Source organism: Streptomyces tailanensis (assembly GCF_008386495.1).
In the GTDB taxonomy this organism is placed as follows: domain Bacteria; phylum Actinomycetota; class Actinomycetes; order Streptomycetales; family Streptomycetaceae; genus Streptomyces; species Streptomyces tailanensis.
In genome coordinates, this window is sequence record NZ_VTHJ01000051.1 from 114,566 (window position 1) to 135,871 (window position 21,306).

The 21,306-nt window shown below is 70.0% G+C and carries 24 protein-coding genes; 12 read left to right on the forward strand and 12 right to left on the reverse strand.

Annotated features, from left to right (window positions below; translation table 11 throughout):
• The first annotated feature begins 3 nt into the window (after positions 1-3).
• Genes F3T56_RS33320 through F3T56_RS33335 form a run of 3 tightly spaced genes read left to right on the forward strand, consistent with a single transcriptional unit; the run spans position 4 to position 4,532 of the window.
• Complete coding sequence (locus tag F3T56_RS33320) at positions 4-1,293, forward strand: protein-L-isoaspartate O-methyltransferase family protein (RefSeq protein WP_149829075.1); 1,290 nt, start codon at positions 4-6, stop codon at positions 1,291-1,293.
• Between the two features lie 46 nt (positions 1,294-1,339).
• The gene (fxlM, locus tag F3T56_RS48465) at positions 1,340-3,646 is read left to right on the forward strand and encodes a methyltransferase, FxLD system (RefSeq protein WP_246204136.1); all 2,307 of its coding nucleotides are present in this window, start codon (positions 1,340-1,342) and stop codon (positions 3,644-3,646) included.
• Positions 3,647-3,692: 46 nt separating this feature from the next.
• On the forward strand, positions 3,693-4,532 hold the full coding sequence (locus tag F3T56_RS33335; protein WP_149829076.1) for an endonuclease/exonuclease/phosphatase family protein: 840 nt from the start codon (positions 3,693-3,695) through the stop codon (positions 4,530-4,532).
• Between the two features lie 868 nt (positions 4,533-5,400).
• Here F3T56_RS33335 and F3T56_RS33340 read toward each other — a convergent pair.
• Genes F3T56_RS33340 through F3T56_RS33355 form a run of 4 tightly spaced genes read right to left on the reverse strand, consistent with a single transcriptional unit; the run spans position 5,401 to position 7,617 of the window.
• Positions 5,401-6,330, reverse strand: coding sequence for a cytochrome c biogenesis CcdA family protein (locus F3T56_RS33340; protein WP_149829077.1), 930 nt, complete (start codon positions 6,328-6,330; stop codon positions 5,401-5,403).
• Positions 6,327-6,827, reverse strand: a complete 501-nt coding sequence (locus tag F3T56_RS33345; protein ID WP_246204138.1) for a TlpA family protein disulfide reductase — start codon at positions 6,825-6,827, stop codon at positions 6,327-6,329. Before F3T56_RS33345 ends, F3T56_RS33340 begins: the two co-directional genes overlap by 4 nt.
• Positions 6,828-6,877: 50 nt before the next feature.
• Positions 6,878-7,213 (reverse strand): hypothetical protein, encoded by a 336-nt coding sequence (locus F3T56_RS33350; protein ID WP_149829079.1) that lies wholly within the window; start codon positions 7,211-7,213, stop codon positions 6,878-6,880.
• A 23-nt stretch (positions 7,214-7,236) separates the two neighbouring features.
• Positions 7,237-7,617, reverse strand: a complete 381-nt coding sequence (locus F3T56_RS33355) for an ArsR/SmtB family transcription factor (protein WP_149829080.1) — start codon at positions 7,615-7,617, stop codon at positions 7,237-7,239.
• Between the two features lie 125 nt (positions 7,618-7,742).
• On the opposite strand from F3T56_RS33355, the gene merA reads away from it, so the two are divergent.
• The 4 genes from merA (at position 7,743) to merB (ending at position 11,557) form a co-directional block, all read left to right on the forward strand.
• Positions 7,743-9,167 (forward strand): mercury(II) reductase, encoded by a 1,425-nt coding sequence (gene merA, locus F3T56_RS33360; protein ID WP_149829081.1) that lies wholly within the window; start codon positions 7,743-7,745, stop codon positions 9,165-9,167.
• 392 nt (positions 9,168-9,559) lie between these two features.
• Positions 9,560-9,994 carry a chlorite dismutase family protein gene (locus F3T56_RS33370; RefSeq protein ID WP_246204140.1) on the forward strand — a complete coding sequence of 145 codons (435 nt, stop codon included), beginning with the start codon at positions 9,560-9,562 and terminating at the stop codon, positions 9,992-9,994.
• A 417-nt stretch (positions 9,995-10,411) separates the two neighbouring features.
• Complete coding sequence (locus F3T56_RS33375) at positions 10,412-10,837, forward strand: MerR family transcriptional regulator (RefSeq protein WP_246204142.1); 426 nt, start codon at positions 10,412-10,414, stop codon at positions 10,835-10,837.
• A 78-nt stretch (positions 10,838-10,915) separates the two neighbouring features.
• Positions 10,916-11,557, forward strand: coding sequence for an organomercurial lyase MerB (gene merB / locus F3T56_RS33380; RefSeq protein ID WP_149829083.1), 642 nt, complete (start codon positions 10,916-10,918; stop codon positions 11,555-11,557).
• Positions 11,558-11,596: 39 nt separating this feature from the next.
• On the opposite strand, the gene F3T56_RS33385 is transcribed toward merB, so the two are convergent.
• Complete coding sequence (locus F3T56_RS33385; RefSeq protein WP_149829084.1) at positions 11,597-12,241, reverse strand: hypothetical protein; 645 nt, start codon at positions 12,239-12,241, stop codon at positions 11,597-11,599.
• Positions 12,242-12,522: 281 nt separating this feature from the next.
• Between F3T56_RS33385 and F3T56_RS33390 the strand changes: the two genes are divergently transcribed.
• Entirely contained in the window at positions 12,523-13,500 is a 978-nt protein-coding gene (locus tag F3T56_RS33390) for an L-threonylcarbamoyladenylate synthase (protein WP_149829085.1), read from the forward strand.
• A gap of 18 nt (positions 13,501-13,518) precedes the next feature.
• Here F3T56_RS33390 and F3T56_RS33395 read toward each other — a convergent pair whose 3' ends face one another.
• The 6 genes from F3T56_RS33395 to F3T56_RS33420 all read right to left on the reverse strand — a co-directional run bounded on the left by F3T56_RS33395 (position 13,519) and on the right by F3T56_RS33420 (position 16,790).
• On the reverse strand, positions 13,519-13,719 hold the full coding sequence (locus tag F3T56_RS33395; RefSeq protein WP_149829086.1) for a hypothetical protein: 201 nt from the start codon (positions 13,717-13,719) through the stop codon (positions 13,519-13,521).
• Between the two features lie 114 nt (positions 13,720-13,833).
• Positions 13,834-14,475, reverse strand: a complete 642-nt coding sequence (locus F3T56_RS33400; RefSeq protein ID WP_149829087.1) for a carbonic anhydrase — start codon at positions 14,473-14,475, stop codon at positions 13,834-13,836.
• A complete protein-coding gene (locus F3T56_RS47140; protein WP_216373028.1) occupies positions 14,472-15,110 on the reverse strand; it encodes a hypothetical protein in 639 nt (212 codons plus the stop codon). Before F3T56_RS47140 ends, F3T56_RS33400 begins: the two co-directional genes overlap by 4 nt.
• A gap of 27 nt (positions 15,111-15,137) precedes the next feature.
• On the reverse strand, positions 15,138-15,383 hold the full coding sequence (locus F3T56_RS33410; RefSeq protein ID WP_149829088.1) for a hypothetical protein: 246 nt from the start codon (positions 15,381-15,383) through the stop codon (positions 15,138-15,140).
• A 239-nt stretch (positions 15,384-15,622) separates the two neighbouring features.
• On the reverse strand, positions 15,623-16,111 hold the full coding sequence (locus F3T56_RS33415; RefSeq protein ID WP_149829089.1) for a hypothetical protein: 489 nt from the start codon (positions 16,109-16,111) through the stop codon (positions 15,623-15,625).
• Positions 16,112-16,187: 76 nt separating this feature from the next.
• Complete coding sequence (locus tag F3T56_RS33420; protein ID WP_216373029.1) at positions 16,188-16,790, reverse strand: hypothetical protein; 603 nt, start codon at positions 16,788-16,790, stop codon at positions 16,188-16,190.
• Positions 16,791-17,696: 906 nt separating this feature from the next.
• Here F3T56_RS33420 and F3T56_RS33425 point away from each other — a divergent pair.
• Positions 17,697-18,086, forward strand: coding sequence for a hypothetical protein (locus F3T56_RS33425; RefSeq protein WP_149829090.1), 390 nt, complete (start codon positions 17,697-17,699; stop codon positions 18,084-18,086).
• 88 nt (positions 18,087-18,174) lie between these two features.
• Complete coding sequence (locus tag F3T56_RS33430; RefSeq protein ID WP_149829091.1) at positions 18,175-18,858, forward strand: hypothetical protein; 684 nt, start codon at positions 18,175-18,177, stop codon at positions 18,856-18,858.
• Positions 18,859-19,217: 359 nt separating this feature from the next.
• On the opposite strand, the gene F3T56_RS33435 is transcribed toward F3T56_RS33430, so the two are convergent.
• Positions 19,218-19,694 carry a MerR family transcriptional regulator gene (locus tag F3T56_RS33435; RefSeq protein WP_149829092.1) on the reverse strand — a complete coding sequence of 159 codons (477 nt, stop codon included), beginning with the start codon at positions 19,692-19,694 and terminating at the stop codon, positions 19,218-19,220.
• Positions 19,695-19,830: 136 nt separating this feature from the next.
• Between F3T56_RS33435 and F3T56_RS33440 the strand changes: the two genes are divergently transcribed.
• Positions 19,831-20,055, forward strand: coding sequence for a heavy-metal-associated domain-containing protein (locus F3T56_RS33440; protein ID WP_149829093.1), 225 nt, complete (start codon positions 19,831-19,833; stop codon positions 20,053-20,055).
• Positions 20,052-21,263, forward strand: a complete 1,212-nt coding sequence (locus F3T56_RS33445; protein ID WP_149829094.1) for a P-type ATPase actuator domain-containing protein — start codon at positions 20,052-20,054, stop codon at positions 21,261-21,263. The genes F3T56_RS33440 and F3T56_RS33445 overlap by 4 nt, the downstream gene beginning before the upstream one ends.
• The last annotated feature ends 43 nt before the right edge of the window (positions 21,264-21,306 follow it).

The window sequence follows — 21,306 nt, forward strand, 5'->3', positions numbered from 1 at the left end:
GAGATGCCTACCGTGCCCGAACCCGCTCCGCCCGCGCCAACTACCTTCACGGCCGGTGACGACGCCGAGGCGGCAGCCGCACGCGCGGCGATGGTCGACCGCCTCCACGAGACCGGTGACCTGTCGCCCGGCCCGGTGGCCGACGCATTACGGGCGCTGCCGCGACAAGCCCTGATGCCACAGGCGTACATGCGCACCAGCGCCCCGGGGGAGACGCCGCCGCGGTGGGAACTGCTGGACTGGTCGGTGCCCGAAGACCGGCCAGCGTTGCTGCGGGTACTGCACAGCGGGGACAGCGTCGCCGTCCAGCACGAGGGCGAGCCGCTGCTCAGCCGCGCCCGCGGTCCCCGCTCGGGCGGGGCGATGACGGCCATGTCGAGCGTGCTGGGGATGACGGCCAGGCTCCTGCAGGAGCTGGATCTTCGGCCTGAGCAGCGGGTGCTGGATGTCGGCACGGGCGCTGGTGTGACCGCCGCGGTCGTCTGCTTCGTCAGCGGTGACAAGGACACCGTGACAATCGACCTCGACAGACACATCACCGATGCCGCCGCCCAGCGCCTGGCCGGCCTCGGCTACCGGCCCACCGCGGCGACGGGGGACGGCGAGGAAGACTGGCCACCGGGAGCGCCGTACGACCGGGTGTTCCTCTCCTTCGCCGTGCCCCGTGTACCTGGGGCGCTCGTGGAACAGCTCGCCCCACGGGGCCGGCTGCTGGCAACGGTGAGCACTCGTTCACCGTCATGGCCGGGTCTAGCCGTGATCACCAAAACGGAGCAAGGGCACGTCCAGGGAGAGCTGAGAGCAGTCGAGTTCGGGCACCGTGCCGGGTGGGGGAGGCAACGCCTCTGCCTGTCCACCGCGTTCCGCGAGCAGATCGCCATCGGCGTGGGCGTGACCGTACGCGGCCAGAGCCCACCCCCACCCGTGCAGGCGCGGGGGATGTGGCTGGCCCTCGATCATCTCCACCCCGGACTGGTCCGCGACTTCGGCGCCGAGCAGCTGCAGATCGGCGCCCCGGAATGCGGCTCCTGGGTCCGCGTGCGCCCGGATGGCGAGGGCACCTGCTCGATCACCCAGTCCGGGCCGCGCGCCATCTGGGAAGAGATCGAGCAGATCGCGGACCGGTGGCTGGCCGCCGGTGAACCGTCCTCATACCGGATCGAGTTCGACGCGGACGGCACTCAGAGAGCCACAGCCGGGCACGGCCGCAGCGAGCTGTGCTGGACGCTCCCCAACCCACCACGACGGCCGACCCCACAGCAACCCGGAACTCGATCGATACGCCCTGCGTAACGGCACACCTTCATCCCACCAACCCAACCAGGAAGGAGCCCTCCAGATGGGACATCTCAACCCCGCCGAGTGGGACGCGTACTACGACGACGGGGGGACCTTCCGGCCTCTCGGTGACGCCGAGCGCCGACTGCTCGCCGAGCACGCCCCGGCTCCCGAGGGCGGGCTCGCCCTGGACGTCGGCTGCGGCTGGGCGAACTCGCGTGCCATCTCGCCGACAGCGGCTACCGGGTGGACGCCGTCGACTTCGCATCGGCCGCCCTCGACCTCGCCGACCAGCACCAGCGATGCAAACGGCTACATCACTTACGAATGCTTCGATATCGAGCAAGACGGTCTGGACCGCCTGCCGAACCCTGCCTACGACCTGATCACCTTCCGCCTCAGCTGGGCCTTCATCCGTGACCGCACCCGGGTGATGAACCGGCTGCGCGAGCGGCTGCGCCCCGGCGGCACCCTCTGCGTCATCACTCCCGTCGCCTCTGAAGTGCCGGAAGACCGGCGGAACATCGCCCTGGACGAGGAGGAGATCGGCTGGCTGTGCGCGGGCTGGAGCGTCGCTGAACGCCACGACGCGGACGGGCTCGCGTTCATCGTCCTGCGCGACCCTGCCCCCGCGCAGGTCGCCTACTCCGGCAAGGGACGTCCCGCGGCGCACGCGCTGACGGGGGCTGGGGTCGTGGTCACCGACCCGGTGGGGCGCATCCTGCTGGGCTGGTCGGCCCGCCGCGAGGTCTGGGAGCTGCCCGGCGGCAAGGACGACGCCGGCGAGGACTTCGTCGACGCGGCCGTGCGCGAGCTTCAAGAAGAGACTGGGCTGAAGGCCGACCGCGCGGACGCGCGGCTGCTGGCCTTCCTGAAGGACTCCACCCACGGCATCTCCCGGATGACGGCCGCAGTCCGCATCACCGCCTACACCGGCGAACCGGCCGTCACCGAAGCACACTTGATCCGCAGGTGGGAGTGGCATGAGGTCACCGACCTGCCCGCCCTCGCCCAGCCGCTGTTCACCCCGAGCGCGCACGTCATCAACACGGTCTGGCCCGGACTGCTGCCCGGCCTGCCGCCCGTCCACCACTACCCGGCCGCCCCCACCGAAGTCATCGAGGACCCCCAACAGGCAGCCGAGGCCGCCCAGTTGCGGCAGGCGATGGCCGACCGGCTGATCAAGGACGGCTATCTGGAGAACGGCAGCAGCATCGAGGCCGCCGTCCGGCGCGTCCCGCGCCATCGGTCCCTCCCCGGACTTCCCCTGGCGGAGGCGTATGACCCGATGCAGGCGCCCGTCACCAAGCGCACCCCCGCCGGGAAGTCCACCAGCAGTGTCTCAGCGCCTTGGTTGCAGGCCGTCATGCTCCGCGACGCGCGCCTGTCCGCCGGCGCTGCTGTGATCGAGGTCGGCTCCGGCGGCTACAACGCCGCCCTGGCCCAGGAACTCGTCGGCCCGCACGGCACCGTGATCAGCGTCGACATCGACCCGTTCGTCACCGACCGGGCCCGCCGCTTCCTTACCGACACCGGCTACCACCAGGTGGACGTCCACCTCGGCGACGGCGACAGCGCTCTGGACGTGCTCGCCGGGCCCGAGGACGTCGACGCGATCATCGTCACGGTCGAAGCCCGTGACATCCCGCCCTCCTGGATCACCCGTCTCGCCGAGGGCGGACGCCTCGTCGTTCCGCTGCGCATCCACGGCTACACCTGGTCGATCCCCTTCACCAAACGCGACGGCGTACTCGTCGCGGACAGCTTCACCGTGTGCGGGTTCGTCCCTCTCCAGGGCCCCGGCTACCGCGAAGACCACACCATCCGGCTGCGCGGCGGTGAGGTCACAGTACGGTTCGCCGACGCAGAACCCGTCGACACCAGCCGCCTCGACGCCGCCCTCGACATGCCCCGCATCGAGCGCTGGACCGGCGTCACCATCCCCGGCTTGGTGCCCTTCGACATGCTGATGCTGTGGCTCGCCACCCACATCGACCGCGGGTTCGCCCGCCTCGCCGTCGACGCCTCCCTCGACACCGGCGTCCTCCACCGCGCCAAGGGCTGGGACGCCGCCACCCTCATCCGCGACGACTCCCTCGCCCGGCTCCTGACCCGCAAACTCCCCACCGACGAATCCGCCCCCGGCTTGTGGGAGTTCGGGATCCACGCTTACGGCCCGCACGCCGACGCACTCGCCGACACCATGGCCGACCTCGTCACCGCCTGGGACCGCAACGCCCGCAACACCAGCCCTCGGCTGACGGTGCACCCGCCCACGAGCGCCGACCGTGATCTGCCCGAGGGACATGTCCTGGACAAGGCATACAGCCGACTCGTCTTCACCTGGACGACCAGCACCACGCCCTGACCCCGGCCGAGACCACCATTTCCCGCAGCAAGTCAAAGGAGCACACGTGAAGTTGACGGTCATGAGCCAGAACGTGCAGTACGGGGCGTTCGAGGACGGCAGGTGGGAGGGCCTGGTTGAGATCATCCGTGACGTAGACCCGCAGCTGCTGTGCCTGCAGGAGGTCGACGCGCTGGCCGATCCCGAGCGGGCCGAGAGCATACGCAAGGCGCTGGGCATGGAGCTGGTGGTGGCGCCCTCGAAGTATCTGCCCACCGCCCTCGCGTGGGATCCGGCCGTTTGGGAATGGGCGGGTACCGAGACGAAGTACAGCCTGACCGAGATGCACCACGGTTACTGCACGCTGCAGCTCAGGCCGCTCGGGCTCGCTACCGACTGGCCGGTGCCGCTGGTCGCGATCAGCACACACCTCAACCCGTATTCGGCGCAGGCCGCCGCGGTCGAGGCCCAGCTTCTGTGTGCCCGCGCCTACCGACACGGCGGCATCGGCTTCATCGCCGGCGACATCAACCACATGCCGCTCGGCGACCCGGAGCCGGACTGGTCCCTTGTCCAGCCCTACAACCGCACCTCGCGCTGCCTGCGCCGCCAGCACCCCGACGACCCATGGCAGGGCAACCGCATCGTCGGCCAGACACTCCGCGACGGCGACTTCACCGATGTCGCCGCCCACCTGGCGGACCTCCACAGGGACCCGGAGCTGCTGCAGTCAACGGGCAGACATGGCCTACTCCGGGTGGACCAAGCCCATGTCACCCAGCCACTGGTCCCCGCGATCAGGGACTACTGCCGCGTGGACCCGAAGGAGTACGCGGATCACTTCGGCGTCGTCTTCACCCTGGACCTAGACCTCGTTGACCTCTCCCACATCCGCGACTTCACCTGACACCCCACCGGGGCCAACGCCCTCGTACGGCCCGAAGGTAGTACAAGGGCGCGTCTCTGGTGCAAACGGCGGCTCAGCGTGATCACCCTGTGGAACCGGTGGCCGCTGGTGGTCTCGTTGGCGTACGTGAGATAGGCGCTGCCCAGTTTGAGGGCGTTGAGGGTTTGGTACATGCGCCGGTAACCGAGCAGGTCCCAGAAATTGCACTCCAATGCCAGGATGTCCGCCTCAAGGCCATTGAGGAACGCGACCTGCCTGGGCCATCGGTCGCCGACGACCCCGAGACCGAGTCGTCATGGCCGCCGAACAGGGTGTTGAACGTGACGACTCGGATCGTGGTCACTTCTGGCCTCCCAGAGGGATCGTGGCCAGCCGTTCCCAGGTCACGGTTTTCGATTGCTCGCCTGTCTGTGCGGTCACATCGACGAGATGGACTGCGTTGATGTGCAGAGGGGCGTGGCTTGGGCGGACGCGGCGCAGAATGCGCTGGGCTGCGTCGGAGTCGGCCTCGGCGTGTGACGGTAGCGTCGGATATTGAATCTCTCGGAATGCCCGGATTTTCGTCATGTTTTGCCCTTCGGATCATCCGTGCTTACCGATTGTCGGGAGACCGCCCGACACCGTTCGTACGCTGCGCCCGCGACGGGCCGGATCGCCCCGGCCGGACCGTACCCAACTCGCCTGCTCTGGAGGCGCGTTCACTCACAGAAGGCTACGAGTAGTCTCGCGTTTCGCGTGTCCCCTTCTTGTCGGCGATGGCCCATACCCGGGCCAAGGGACAGGACGTTGAGGCGAGCGAAAACATTTGATCGTTCGCTCGTAGTAGTGCTGAGCCCTTCTCCCTCTCTACGGCCCTGTTGTCGGGAGGTCAGCAGCAGTGGCCACCGGATGCTTGTTGCGGGTCGGTGGCCTGGACGGCCTGCGGTGCGTCGTCTGGCGCGTTGGCCGTGGGCTGCCTGGTGGCCCCGGAACGACGGTGGTGCCGGAGCATGAGGGCAGCCACGGTGAGAACGGCGGCTGCTGCGAGCAGGGCGATGACGATGGTGTGGGCCTGGACCCAGGTGGAGACGGTGGCGGAGAAGCGGGCCAAGGCGCCCGAACTGCCGGCGGTGGCCGTGGCACCGGTGACGGCCGGGTACCAGTACCAGGCGAGGTAGGCGCCGGTGGCGACGAGGACGGCGGCGGTGATGCGGGGGCCGTATCGGGCGAGCGCCGTGACGCGCCTGGTGAGAGCGGTCCCGGCCACTGCGGTGGTGATGGCGACCAGCAGCAGGACGGTGGCGGAGTCGACGGCGTACGCGGCGAACACGAGGAGCAGTCCGGCGTAGCTGGCGGTGGCTTGGGCCTGGGCGATGACGGCGAGCAGCACACCGAAGGTGCACGACAGGGACGCGGCGGCGTAGCCGATGCCGAAGACGAGCATGCGGCGCGCGGTGGGCGGGGCTTCGGCCGCCCGGACGGGGAGACCGGGCAGCCGAAGGGGCAGGGAGCGGCCGGTGAGCATGACCAGGCCGAGCAGTCCCAGGACGATGCCGGTGGCCAGGCCGAGCCAGGGGGCGGCCTGGATCAGGGTGCGGGCCCCGGCGCTGACGACCAGCCCGGCTGCGGCGAGGGTGCCGGCGAAGCCCAGGGTGAGGGCCGCGCCGGAGCGCAGGGCGCGGGCGAGGCGCACCGGGAGTGGTGAGGTGCCGGCGTCGCCGAGGGTGTAGGTGATCCAGGCGGGCAGCAGGGCGAACCCGCAGGGGTTGACCGGGGCGGTCATCCCGGCGGCGAAGGCCAGAGCGAGCAGGCCGGTCACCTGGCGCCCGCCTTCTTGAGGGCGGCCTGGATCGCCTCCGGCCCGGGGTCGGTGGCCCGGTAGGTGACCTTGCCGGAGGGGTCGACAACGATCAGCGTGGACAGCGTCGCGACCTTGTACTTCTGGGCGAGGGCGGCGCCCTTGTCGATGGCGGTGGGCAGTTCGGGGGCCTTGATGTAGTCGAGGAACTGCCGGATCGTCTGGGGCGATTCGCCGGGGTCCATGTCCACGGCGAGCACGCCTGCCTTGCCGTTCAGCGCCTTGCCCGCCTTGGCCAGGGACTTGGCGCCGGTGGCGCATTCGCCGCAGCCGACGGAGAAGAAGAACAGGGCGGTCGGCTTGTCCCCGGGCACCGTGATCTTCTCGTCGCCGATGGTGGCCACCTCGGTGCCCTTCTGGGTCCCGGAGTTCTGGCCGGTGCCGGCGGAGGCGGGCTTGGTGGTCGAGGTGACTTCGGTGCCGCAGGCCGCCGCGCCCGCGGCAACCACGGCGGTCACGGCGAGAGCGACGAGTGCGCGGCGCGGGCGGCGACGGGGCGGATGCGTCGTCATCGGTTGTGCGGGCCTTCCTGGTCGGCCGGGGTCTGCGAGCGTTCCCGGTCGGCGGGGGCCTGGAGCGATCCGGCGGGTGGGCAGCAGGCGTCGCGGCCCGAGCGGCGGCGACGCACGATCGCGGTGATCGCGGCGGCCACCAGCACGACGGCAGCGGCGATCAGCCAGGGGTTGCCCAGGGCTCCGCCGATTCCGGCGAGCGCGCCACCGGCGATCAGCACGGGCAGGGCGCAGCAGGCGATCATCAGCAGGGCGATGCCGATCCCGGCCGCGGCCGTGCCCGCGCCGGAGGAGTCCTTGTTACGGCCGGGGGGCCGGTGGGTGGCAGGCATGGGCGGGATTCTCCTTGCGACTGTCAGTCCTGGTGGCGAGGGATGCGGGTGCAGCAGGTCAGGGCGGTGGCGTTGTCCGCGGCCAGCGAGCGGGCCAGCACGACTAGGTCGGCCACGCGCGGGTCGCCGACGGAGTAGCGCAGCTTCTTGCCGTCCCGCCGGGCGGTCACGTACCCGCAGTCCACGAGGCAGGACAGGTGCACCGACACGCGCGGCTGGGAGATTCCCGCGTGCTCGACGCAGTCGGCGCTGGTGCGTTCCCCGGCGAGGATGAACTCCAGGAGCTTCAGCCGGGTGGGGTCGGCCAGGGCGCGGAAGAACCGGGCGGTGGTGTCCAGGTGGGTGCACGCGACTTCGGCATCGGAGGCCGGGCCGGTGACGGTGCGGGCGGGGGTGGATGTCATGGGCGGGTGCCTTTCCACATGCAGCTATTCGCCTAACCGCATAGTATGGTGGCAGTCTGGTATTCGGCAAGCCGCATAGAAACGTGGGTTCGGCGCCCCGGCCCCGGCGTGAAGGAGGCAGCGCAGTGTCCGGTACGGAAACACGCTTTGATCTGGCGGTCATCGGTTCGGGAGGGGCGGCGTTCGCTGCCGCCATCGCCGCGCGTACCAAGGGCGCCTCGGTGGTGATGGTCGAGCGGGGAACCACCGGGGGCACGTGTGTGAACACCGGTTGCGTGCCCTCGAAGGCGCTGCTGGCCGCGGCCGGGGCTCGGCACGTGTCGCTCGCCCAGCCGTTCCCTGGCGTCGCGACCTCGGCCGGGCCGGTGGACTTTGCCGCTCTGATCGGCGGCAAGACGGCCCTGGTGGAGGAGATGCGGGCGGACAAGTATACGGGCCTGGCTGGGGAGTACGACTGGCCGATCCTGGCGGGCACCGCCCGCTTCGCGCCCGGACCGGTCCTTGAAGTGACCCTGAACGACGGCGGAACGACCACGGTCGAGGCCGCCCACTACCTGATCGCCACCGGCTCCGCGCCGTGGGCGCCGCCCATCGACGGCCTGGAGCAGGCCGGCTATCTGACCTCCACCACCGCCATGGAGCTGGACCGGCTGCCGGAGTCGATGATCGTGATCGGCGGCAACGCGGTCGGCTTGGAGCAGGCCCAGCTCTTCGCTCGCCTGGGCACCCAGGTCACCGTGGTGGAGGCGCTGGAACGGCTGGCCCCGTTCGAGGAGCCCGAGGTCTCCGCCGTGATCGAGGACGTCTTCCGCGGGGAGGGCGTAGGCGTGCACACCGCCGCCACCGTCACCGCCGTGCGCCGCGGCGAGCACGGTTACACCCTCATCGCCGCCCACGGCGGAAACGTCTTCCAGCTGACGGCCGAGCAGCTGCTGGTGGCCACCGGCCGCCGCCCCGTCACCGACGGCCTGGGCCTGGAGACGGTGGGGGTCAAGACCGGCGAGCGCGGCGAAATCATTGTCGATGAACACCTGCGCACGGGCAGCGAGCAAATCTGGGCCGCAGGCGACGTCACCGGCCACCCGCAGTTCGTCTACGTCGCCGCCGCCCACGGCACCCTCGTCGCCGACAACGCCCTCGACGGCGCCGAGCGGACGTTGGACTACCACCACCTGCCGCGGGTCACCTTCACCAGCCCGGCCGTCGCATCCGCCGGCCTCACCGACGCTCAGGCCGTCGAGCAGGGCTACGCCTGCGACTGCCGTGTACTGCCGCTGGCGTATGTGCCGCGGGCGCTGGTCGACCGCGACACCCGCGGTTTGATCAAACTCGTCGCCGAGGCCGGCACCGGCAGGCTGCTCGGCGCCCACGTCATCGCCGAGGGCGCCGGGGACGTGATCGCCACCGCCGTCTACGCCCTCGCCAACCGGATGACGGTGCGGCAGATGGCCGACCTGTGGTGCCCGTACCTGACCATGGCCGAGGGCCTGAAGCTGGCTGCCCAGACCTACACCCGCGACGTGGCCAAACTCTCCTGCTGCGCCTCCTGACCACGTCCCTGGCATGCGAGAGGAGCCGCCATGAAGACCGCAGCACCCATCCGGCTCGAAGACCTGGTCATCGCCCCCGCCGCCGGCTACCTGGCGACCAAGGCCATGGAACCGGTCAGCACCAAGCTGTACGAGCTGAAATCCGACGCCGACCGCCGACGCGAGGACGCCGCCCGGCCCGGCCCGGCCCGCCCTACCCGAAGGAGCGGCATAATACGGTGGCCCTACCCGAATCGGAGTACGGAGACAGCACTGTGTCGCACAGCCCCGCCACACTCAGCACCTCGGCTCACATGGCCTGCTTTGCAGGTGGACCCCAAGGCCAGTGGAAGGTCGAGAGTCTCACTGCCGTGACGGGACCGCCGCTAGCCCAGACACCTCGACTCGCCATCGTGGACGGACGGGCAGCTCTCCCGCCCGGGCAGACGTGGGCGCTGCGCGGCACGACCAGCAACATCCGCTACACCCATCGTACCGAGCTTGAACTGCTCACCGCCCGACAACCCACACTCGGGCGGCCGGAGGCAACCCGGGCGGCGCTCATCCCCATCCGCAAATCCCAGGCGTGGTGGGAACTCGCCCAAGACGAACGGCGGACCATCTTGGAGACCCGGTCCCATCACATCACGATCGGTCTGCGGTACCTGCCCGCCATCGCCCGACGGCTCTACCACTGTCGAGACCTCGGTGAGGAGTTCGACTTCCTGACCTGGTTCGAGTACGCCGACACCGACGGCGACCGGTTCGATACGCTGGTCGGCGAGCTACGAGAAACCGAGGAATGGTCCTACGTCGAACGAGAAGTCGACATTCGCCTACGACGGTGAGTAGAGAGCGGGCGTACTCAAGCATCAGAACAGGACCGTTGGTCATCGCCTGTAGGCCCTACCGCTGGTCCCGGTCGGCCGTAAGCGGCATAAACGGCGCGGTTACCGCATTCGATGTGAAACCATGTGGGAAACCCTGATCATCATCGTTTCCCGGGTACCGGGCGCTCGCATCGTGCAGGACCCGGTGCACCTCGTCATGTTCAGACGCTCGCAATGTCGACACGCTCTACGACCTTTCCGAACATCCCCGGGTTTCTGTCTTGAATTCTTTGCGGCCGTGGAAGACTAGGTCATCCACCCTGGGCACAGTCGATGTTCCTCGGCGTGGAATCGCCTACGCGGGAGCACCCGCTCGCATGAGGACAGAGCACTGAATTCGAGACAGAACCGGTTTTTGTAACCACCCAGCGGCACATGCGGCCGATGACCATCGGGCAGCTTTCCCAGCGCACCGACGTGCCGGTGAAGACGCTGCGTGAGTACACCGACCTCGGCCTGATCTACACCCTGGGCCGCAGCCCGGCCAACTACCGGCTGTCAACCGCGGACGCGTTGTGGTGCGTGCGGTGGATCGGCGAACTGCGTGGCCTGGGACTGACCGTGGCCGAGATCCGCGAGCTGACCACCGCCTACCTGGAGGACACCGGCCAGTCCTTCGGTCCCGCGCTCGCACAGCGGCTGCGGGCGGCCCGGGAGCGGCAGCTGGCCCGCATCGCCGCCGCCGAGCAGACCCTCGACCGGATCGACCGGTTCGAGAAGGCACACCGGGCCGAACTCGCGGACGGCGGCGGAAGCCGGGGCTGCTGGACAGGCGATCCGCGGTGCGGCGTTGGGGCTTGACCCTCACCCCGGGGGCAGACCCTACCGTCCGAAGCATCGGACGCATTCCGCACCGCGGAGAGAGAAGGGACATCTGCCGTGGACACCGACACTCAGCAGTTCGCCGACCGCTTCCTCGCCTCGCTGACCAGCTCGCCCGGGCTGCACATGTGGCTGGTACGGCCGCTGCAGACGCTCCTGGCCACCGGCGAGCCCGTCACCATCGCCTTGCTCGCCGCCCGGGCCGACCGCACCGAGGACGAGATCCGCACCGCGCTGGCTGGCATGCCGGACACCGAGTACGACGCCGCCGGCCGCATCATCGGATTCGGACTGACCTTCAACCCCACCCCGCACCGCTACGAGACGAACGGCCGCACCTTCTACACCTGGTGCGCGCTGGACACCCTGGCCTTCCCCGCCGTCCTGGGCCACACCGCGCACGTCACGTCCCCCTGCCGGGCCACCGGGGAGCCGGTCCGTCTCACCGTCACCCCCGACGGGCCCAGGGACGTGGAGCCGGCCACCGCTGTGGTCTCCCTGGTCGCACCGGACGCGCCGACCTCTGTCCGCGCCTTGTTCTGCAACCAGGTGCACTTCTTCGCCAGCGCCGAGGCCGCCAAGGACTGGCTCGCCCAGCACCCTGACGCCCGGGTGCTGCCCGTCGCCGATGCGTTTGAGATCGGACGGCCGGTCGTCGAGCAGATCCTGGCCGGCAGCGCCCCCGACGGCTGCTGCTGAGACCGCCCGAGGCGGAGGATGGCGCCTTCCGGTCGCCTGTCAGGCGAGAGCGGCAGCGCCGCCCGGCGGGTCCTCGGGCAGCGGAAGAGAGATGGCATCTTCGGGAGGACCGGGCTTGGGCCTGCGCGGCTCCCGCGTGCCTGAGCCGCCGGGCCCTGCGCCGCCGGGCCAGCCGCAGGTCGGAGCCAGCCGGATCACCCGCATGGTGGCGACGGCCCATACCAGGACGACGCCACCGGCCGCCGCTCCGGTGGGCAGCAGCAGCCCGGTAGCCATGCCTGCGGCCAGCAGTCCGGCCACGGCCGCCACGACCACCAGCAGCCAGCGGAAACAGCCGCGGTACGTCACCACTGTGCGGCCCGCCCGCATGATGCTGCGCGGTCCCTGCCATGCGGCGCACGGCTGCCGTCCGCAGCGCAGGCAGGACCCGCACCGCAGAGATGTGCTCGAACAGTGCTTGGCCACGGCGGCCTCCATCCCCAGCACCGAAATGGTCGCGAGGTCCAGACTGTGGCGGAACTGCCCCCGCACGCAACCGTCCTGAGCCGAAACTGGAGCAGAGGGTGCGGGGACGGCCTTGCCGGACAGGGCCAGCCGCGTCCGCGCGGCGCTGCCCGATCTGTGCCCAGCGAATTCGGCGTCCGGGACCATGGGTTGGCGTGCGGCCAGTGCGGTCTTTCCCATGCTCGCCTCGATCGCCGAACCCGGATCGCCCGGACGATATCGTTCCCAACTCGACTGCTGAGGACGCGGGTTCACTTCCAGAAGGCTACGGTGCATGGTCATGAAGCCGTTCGTGTTCCAGCATGCTCAGGACGTGTGGCTGTGCTGGCGGTGTTTCCCCGGTGCCGCCGTGACGGCCTCCGTGCGTCCGGGCTCATGCGGTGCCGCCGGCCGTGGTCTCGTCGTCATGCGCCGAGGAGACAAGGAATGTGGGAGAGCGGAGCAGTGGGAGGATTGCCAGCGTGACGGCACGAACCAGTGACATCGAGAAGGCTGCCGGTGTGCTGCGCGCCGGCGGCCTGGTGGCTCTCCCGACCGAGACCGTCTACGGTCTGGGCGCCAATGCCGAGGATCCCGCCGCTGTCTCGCGCATCTTCCAGGTCAAGGGGCGTCCGCCTTCCCACCCGCTGATCGTCCACATCGGTGGCGCGGAGCTGCTGGACGACTGGGTCCAGGACGTGCCGGCGACGGCGCGCCTGCTGGCCGAACACTTCTGGCCGGGGCCGCTCACGCTGGTCCTGCGGCGCGGGCAACGGGTGCCCCTCGAAGCGACCGGTGGTTTGGAGACGGTCGCCGTGCGGGTGCCCGACCACCCCGTCGCACTCGCGCTGCTGTCGGCCTTCGGCGGTGGTGTCACGGCCCCGTCCGCCAACCGCTTCGGCCAGGTCAGCCCCACCACGGCGGACGATGTCCGTGCCGAGCTCGGTGATGCCGTCGACTTCGTGCTGGACGGCGGCCCCTGCGCGGTCGGCGTCGAGTCCACCATCGTCGACGCCACAGGCGAGACCCTGACCATTCTGCGGCCCGGCGGGGTGACGCGTGAGGACCTCGAAGCGGTGCTGGGGTGCCCGCTCGCGGTCCCTGCGACCAGCCGGGTTCGGGTGCCGGGCCAGCATCCGTCGCACTACGCGCCGCGTGCTCGGGTCGTCCTGGTCGAGCCGGAGAAGGTGGTCGCCGAAGCGGAGCTGGCGCAGGAGCTGGGGCACCGGGTGGGCGTCTTTCTTCCTGCCGCCTTCGCTGGCGCTGAGGTGAAGGCGCACGCGGTGGTGGCGGTCCCCGGTTCGATGGCCGCCTATGCTCGCGGGCTGTACGGGTTCCTGCGCGAACTCGACCAGCGAGGGTGCGACCTCATCGTCGCTTCCTTGCCGGTGGAGGAGGGGCTAGGACTGGCGATCGCCAACCGGCTCCGCCGCGCCGCGGGGCCACGGCCCACCGTGTGACCAGTACCGGCGCTGCCCTTACTGCTCCCGGATGTGGGGGCCGGGCGTATTCCTGACGGATTCGGCTGGGCGCCCGCCGGTCTGGCAGGCCGGGCACAGCTCGTGCCGCCCGTCGTCGGTGACGACCGTTCCCCATCCCAGGCACACCTCGCAGCCCGCGGCCCGCGCCAGGTCGGCGCGGGGGGCGGTGCTGGGCGCGGGGTCGGCTCCGTGAGCCATCGGGCGGTGCCCTTCCGGGGTGATCGAGCGGTGAATCCGGTGGGTTCCCCATCCACGTATACGGGTCTCCTGCGACCGGGGCAAATCACGCCGGGGCAGCCATGGCCGGGGCAGTCAGGATGCGGCGGGGACCGCCGCGTCGAGGCCGCGAGAGGCGACGAGCTGTGCACTGCCGTCGGCCAGCCGGTAGGACAGCCCCACCACACCGAGACTGCCGGCGGCCACCCGCTCGGCCAGGACACGGGAGCGTTCCAGCAGCAGGTCCACGGTGTGCTCGATGTGCTCGGCCAGGATCTCGTCGGCCTGGTCGCGTCCCGCGGCGCGGGCTGCCAGCACGCTCGGGGTCACCCGCTCGACAACGTCACGGACGAAGCCGCCGGGCACCCTGCCACCGTCGGCTGCGGCACAGGCGGCTGCGATGGCCCCGCACGAGTCGTGGCCGAGCACGACGACGAGCGGGGCGTCGAGCACGCTCACGCCGTACTCGATGGAACCGAGGACTTCCGCACCAGCGACATGCCCGGCGGTGCGCACCACGAACAGGTCGCCCAGGCCGCGGTCGAAGATAATCTCGGCGGCCAGCCTGGAGTCGGAGCACCCGAACAGCACGGCGAAGGGCTGCTGGGCCGGTGCGATCTCGGTGCGGCGTATGGCGTCCTGGTTCGGGTGCTCGGGGGCGCCTGAGACAAAGCGCTGGTTACCGGCCATGAGCAGCTCGAAGGCGTCGCGGGGCGTCGGGTTCTGGATCTCGGTCATGGCGGCAGCCTACGAGCCGGCACCAGCCGTCGCATCGCCTGGTCCCGCCGGAGCTCGCCGGATCGGGCCACGCTGACGGCCTTGTCATCACCCCAAGGCGCCGGGCGAGGGCGGCCTCGGTGCATAACCTCAGTGCGCGACGGTGCCGCCCCGCCCCGTACGGCGACCGGTCCAGAACGCTCCGTTCGTCGTCCACACCCGCACAACGAGCCAGGCATTGCCCGCGCTGTCGGCCGAACGAGGGCGGACCGCCCGGGATCACTCGCCTCCTCTCCGTTTTGGGCCTGAGCCAGCAGCTGGGCCACCACATCCTTCGTGCCGTCCTCGGTCTGCTCAGCGAGCACGTCGGTCACCTCGTCGCTCGTGCCGTTGAGAACCTGCTGGGTGAGGCGTTCCATCAGATCGGGGGCGGCGCCGTTGCCGGGGCCGGTGAGGTCGACCCGGTTCGGCCGGCGCGGGGCGATGATCTCCGGCCCGGCCGGTGCCTCGGCCGCCTCGGCTTCGGCGAGGGCCCGGTACAGCGAGGCGACGGACGGGTGACGCCCTGCGTTCTCGCCCGTCTTGATCGTCAGCTTCTTCGCGATCTCCGGTACAGGGACACCGCGGTCCTTCAGCGCGCGGGCGAAGACGAGCATGAGAATCTGCGTATGCCGCCCTGGCCCTCACTCGCCCGCCGAAGGAAGATCCTCGCGGTCCCGGCCGGTGAACACCTCCAGCAGGGCCCTGACGGGCAGGTGGGCCTCCGCCGGACGACGCAGCCTCCCGTCCAGACCGCCGTCCGCGGCGTGGGTCTGCCGGAACTGGACGGCCTTCTCACTGGTCGCGGGATGGAGCTTCACCGGCAGCACGACCAGACCGAAGACGATCGAGCCACTCCATACGGCCTGCACCGGTTCCCTGCTGTCCATGTCGCCGCCTTCCGACGGCGGCACGCAGGACGCACGGCGGACTACACCGGTCGCCCAGGCGCCTGGGCTCAGGATGATCTTGAAGCCCTGACCGCCCGGCTACCGAGCTCACCGAGGTGAACGACTCCTATGAGTGGAGCCGGTGGAAACGCGCAGGCTCAGCGCTGGTCGCCGATCGTCCGCAAGCGGAAACGGAGGTGTCCCGCGCGCCGGCGGTATGCGGCGCGCGGGACACGGCGTCAGTGATCGTGCTCGTGGTCCGAGTCGTCGTCGAGCTCGCTGCCGACGGCCCAGACCTCCCAGTCGTCGTTGGACAGCGTCTGGCCGTAGGTGTCGGTGGCCTTGGTGATGACGAAGGGCAGTTCGTCATCGGAGCAGCGGGGTTCGCTGCCGTCGCAGGGCGGGTTGTCCGAGTGCAGGGCGCGGTCCAGGGTCACGCGGGCGGTGCGGCCGCCGTTGGTCAGCGCCACGCTGGTGGCTTCGTGCGAGTGCGGCACGTCCCAGTCGTAGTGCCGGGCGTGGAACACGCGTGTCGCCAGGTCGGTGTTCTTGGCTGCCAGCGGGTTGCTGAAGGTGGCCTCGACGGTCTTGGCGTCGAGCACGGTGACCGTCTGGAGCCGGAACGCCGGCGGGGTGGCCGCCTCGGCTGCGGTGACAAGGCCCGCGCCGAGCAGGAGCGGGGGAAGCGCGATGAGCGCCACGCGCTTGAGCGGTGAGAGGGTGCGCATGCGGATGTCTTTCCTTGGTTTCGGGAGTGAACAGCCCCGGGCGCCTCGGCGCCGGGGAGACAAGGGGGGCTTCCGGTCAGGTCTGCCGGTTGAGGAAGCCGATGACGGTGGCTCCCCACCAGCAGACCTGGGAGACGAGTGCGGTGGTGGCGCCCCAGACCAGGAGCCGCTCGGGGAGGGGGGTGGAGGCGTGCTGGGCCATGCGTCTGTTCAGGAGCCCGGCCTGCAGCCCGTTCAGGGTGAGGGCGAGGACCAGCGCCAGCTTGGTGCGGGTGATGGTGGAGGCCAGGTCGGGGCTGAGCATCACCCCGCTGACGACGAGCCCGGCCAGTCCTGCCCATATCGGGACGTGCAGGCGGGCGGTGCCGGCGAGTGCATCGTGCAGGGTGCACCGTCGTGTCATCCACAGCAGCCCGTAGTAATCGGCCACCAGGACTGCGCCGAACCCGAGTACGAGGGAGGCCAGGTGAACGAACAGGGCCGCGGTGTGCAGGGAAGCGTCCACGCGCAGGTGCTGGGAGATCCACGCACACGCCACCAGGGACAGGCATGCCATCAACGCGGCCGCAGCGACCGTCCACCAGGAGTCGTACAGTCCCAGCGGCCGGTCCTGCCCACCGTCGGACAGCGAAGACGCCGGCAGGGTGGACACCGACGGCTTCGAAGGCAGAGCTGACACTGACGTCTCCTTATGAGCAGCTTACTTAGGTAAGGCTTACCTTCTTCAAGGTCTGGTCGATGCGATGCCACGCCGTGATGCATCCGAGATCTGACGCGATCGAACAGACACGGCCGGCACGCTGAGATGCCCTGCCCGGGAGCACACGCCAACGCCCCCCAGTGATGCGTCTCCTCGGGCAGAGAACATGGTTGGCCGAGGCTCACCGGCGATGGCGAGTCAGGTCAGGGCGTGGGGGGGCGCACTCAGAGTGCGGGTGCAGGAAGACCGACCGAGACGTCCGGTGGCCGGGGATCGTTGGCAACGATCCTCAGGGCTGTTGAGCGCGCTCCTCGGTGAACAGCAGGGGAGGCCGTCCCGTCAGCGGACCAGGACTGGGACCTGCGGCGCACCCGCGGACAGGGCCGACTTCATCAGCGACAGCGGCGCTGTCATGGCTGGGGAAAGAGCGGTGAGACATGTGGACTGCGCCACGGCCGACCTCCTTGGGGAACACGCGTCCCGTTCGACGGAGCATGTACGACAACGTGGGGTCTGACTCACCGTCGGCCGCCACCCTCATGGGGATGCGGCCTCGGCATACAGTGGCGCGACCGTGCCGGACTCTCACCGGACTTCCGCACGTTGTCATGTGAACGCCGAGAAGGTACCGCTGGGCGCTGCTTTCAGCCAAGGGCGCACGGCAGCGCCATTCATCACACTGATGAGGCGGTGCGCCCCTGGGCCAGCCAGCACGACGCGGCCACGCGGTGACGCCGCGCAGACGCACCCGCACCTGATGTGATCTTCCTCCCATCACGGGCTGGGGACGCCTCCTGTCGGCAGTTTCGCTACCGAGCCCGCCTATGGTCCTGAAGCGTGATTTCAGGCCAGGTCCGTCGCGGCCACCACACGGGAGCGTTGCTGATGGCAACGCTCTTCGCGGTGGTGCTTGCCATATTCGCGATGCACGCCCTGACCACACATCACCAAGCCCACAGCTGCCACGCCGCCGCGTTGCCGCTCACCGACGCCGGGGACCAGACTCAGCACGCTCACACGGCCGTCGCCCCCGGTGAAGTCACCAGAACACCGGACGGCCCGGACGACGCATCCCCCTGCGATCACGGCGGAGCCGGAGACAGCTGCCTGGCGCTGCTGGGCATTGTCGCCGCCCTGCTCGCGTTCGCCCTCAGGCGCGGGGTCTCCAACCGCGTTCTCTGCATGCTCCGCCGATGGGCAGCACCCGCGCACCGCTGGATCAGCCGCACCGGCGACCCACCGTGCCTACACCGACTTTCGATCCTGCGCTGCTGAGAGCTGCACCAGCGTGACGCCGACACCACTGGTGTCGGCGCGGCTTCTGCCTGCTCTCACATACCAAGATCTGAAAGGCCCTACCCGCATGACCACCGTTCTCCAGCCCGAGCGCCACCAGACTCCCCCCTCGAGACATCGCCGCCCCACCTTCGACAAGAAGTCACTCCCGGCTCGCTACAGCGGCCAGATGCTCTACTTCATGGGCGCCGCCCTCATCGCCGGCGCCGTCGTCCACTACCCGATCAATCCGTCGCTGTACACGATCATCTGCGTCGTCGGTGCCTTCGTGTTCCTCCTCGGCACCATCGTCAACGAGTTCGTGCTGGCAGACGAGCGTCCGGTGCTGAGCCGGGCAGTCTCGCTGGTCGCGTTCTCCCTGTTGCTGTCCTTCGGTGTCGGCCTGGTCGGCGGCGGCATCCAGCACTTCGAGCAGTTCCCCGAGCGCAGCGCCTGGATGACTCCCATCGGCCTGCTCATGTCGTACGTCGCGTTCGTCGCCAAGGACTCCAAGGGCCGCTGGCGGCACCTCGTCAGCCCGTTCGCGGCCAGTGTCGTCGTCCTCTCGGCCCTCACCTGGCTGGGCATGATGGCCCTCGCCGGCACCATCAGCTCCGATGGCCACAGTCACGACCACGGCTCCACGACCCAGACCCCCGCGGAGCAGGACCAGCCCTCAGCAGAGCAGGACCAGGCTCCCGCCGAGCAGGACCAGCCGGCCGAGGCACCCGCTGAGCCGGCAGAGGATGGTCATACGTCCCATAGCCACTGACCCCGGTCCGGCACCTCGTAGCCGTTCTCGCGGGCCTACGCGTGGACCAAGCTGGTCTCGTACCCGCTCATTGCGCTTGCCGTCGGTGGGCTCGGGATGCGGCGTGCTCTTGCGAGCACGCCGCTCGGCGAGGCGTTCCTCCAGCCGGTTCGTCTCGCTGGTGCCTCCCCAGCTCACCTCGGCGGGTGCGGCCCTTGACCAAGTACCTGGCCTGGTCGGCTGCCTTGCGACCCGCCGGCGCGTCTTCCGTGGCGCAGGCCACGCGGAGACCAAGGCTTCCCGCACAGTGCGCCGATGCTGTACTTGCGCGCGAGAGCGCGTACCGACAACCCCTCCGCGGGAGCACGGCGGCTGGCCGCCTACCCCTCACGGCTTGCCCCTTCCGCTGTTTCCAGCGCCGGAGCGGTCCGGGGACCGGGGCTGTTCTCGATGATCTGGCACACCACGGCGTTGCCGCCGGCCCGGCGGGCCTGGTCGGCCGTGCGGCGGGCGCGGACCAGCACCCGGCGCAACTGCCGCAGCTCGGCCATGGTGCGGTCGATCTGCTCGATGTGGGTGTCCAGCAGCTGCGTGACCCGCCCGCACGGCTGCGCACCGCCGCGCTGCAAGGCGAGGATGTCGCCCACCTCGGCGAGGGTCAGGCCAAGGGTCTTGGCCTGGCGGATGAACCGCAGCACGGCGATGTCGTCGGCCGTGAACAGCCGGTAGCCGACCTCGGTGCGCTCTGCGGGCGGCAACAGCCCCCTCTCCTCCCAGGTGCGGATGGCCTTGCGGGTCACCCCGGCCTGCTCGGCAGCCTGGCTGACGGTGAAAACGTGCTGGTCAGCGATGGGCATGAAGTTCTCCAGCGGCTCTGTTGGGAATCGGTTCCCTCCCAGTCTTGACCTGGCCCTTGGGGCCAGGTTCTAGCGTCGCAGCATGAGGCGGGAAATGCGCTAAGGGCCTCCGGTCCAGGACAGCAAGGAGCCGGTCATGACCGAGCGGATGGTGCTGACAGTGCAGGGCATGGACTGCGCCGGGTGCGAGAAGCGGCTGACGGCCACCGTGCGGCGCCTGGACGGCGTCCGCGACGCGGCGGCCGACCACACCACAGGGGTCCTGGAGGTCGAACTGGGGCCGGAGGCGGACCGTGGCGCTGTGACCGCCCGGGTGGCCGAGGCCGGCTACACCGTCACCGATCAGGAGCCGCGGTCATGACCACGACGGTGGATCAGACCCCGGACTGGGCTGCCGAGCCCAGCAATCTGCCGGGACACGCCCGGGTACGGGCGCGGATCGCGGGGCTGCACTGCTCGCTGTGCACCGGCACGATCGAGAAAGCGTTGGGGCGGCAGCCGGGGGTGGCGAAGGTTGCGGTGAGCCTGACCCATGAGCAGGCCCTGGTCGACTACGACCCGGACAAGATCAGCGGTGCCGAGATCCTGACGACGCTGCGGGACATCGGCTACGACCTGTACGACCCGCGCAAACTGCGGCCCTTCGAGGAGGAAGAGGCCCAGCTGGTACACGAGGGGATACGGCTGCTGGCCGCGGTCGCCGCCAGCCTGACCGCCATCGCCCTGGTGGCCGCAGCCGGTCTGGTCGGGGCGCTGGTCTCCGCCTCGGTGGTGGCGCTGATGGTTCCGGTCGCGGCGGCGATCCTGCGGCCCGCCGGCTGGCCCCGCGCCTTGCTGGGCACGCTCGGGATCGTCGCCCCCGGCGCGGCGGCGCTCGCGGCCCGGGCCACCGGGGCGCTGGGCGAGGCGGCAACCGGCTGGATCACCGGCGCGCTGGCCCTGGTGATGATGGCGGTGGTCACGCCGCACTTCGCTTGGATGGCCTTCCAGTCCGCGCGGCGCGGGATCCTCAACCAGCACGTGTTGCTGGAGGTCGGCGCGCTGGCCGGCCTGGCCGGCGGGATCATCGGCCTGACCGGGGTGCTGCCGGACTATCCGACGGCGGCGTTCTTCGCCGTCACCGTGCTGATCACCACCTACCACACCTTCTCCGAGTGGCTGTCGCTGCTGGTCAAGACCCGCTCCAGCCAGGCGGTCAAGAAGCTGCTCGACCTGCGCCCGGACACCGCCCGCGTGGTCCGCGAAGGAACCGAGACCGAACTCGACCTGGACCAGGTCGCCGTCGGGGAGCGGGTACGGATCCGGCCCGGCGAGCGCGTCCCGGTCGACGGCCTCGTCCAGTCGGGATATTCCGCACTGGACCTGTCGATGGTCACCGGCGAGCCGGTGCCCGTCGAGCGCGGACCCGGCGACGAGGTGATCGGCGGGTCGGTCAACGGCACCGGCACCCTGCTGGTGAAGGTCACCCGCAGCGGCGAGGAGACCTTCCTAGCCCAGATCATCCGGCACGTCGAGGACGCCCGGGCGCTCAAGCCCGGCATCCTGCACCTAGGGCCTGTTCTGAGTTGAGATCACGGGAGGGCTGGCAGGCTGCGTAGCCAGAGGATGGAGC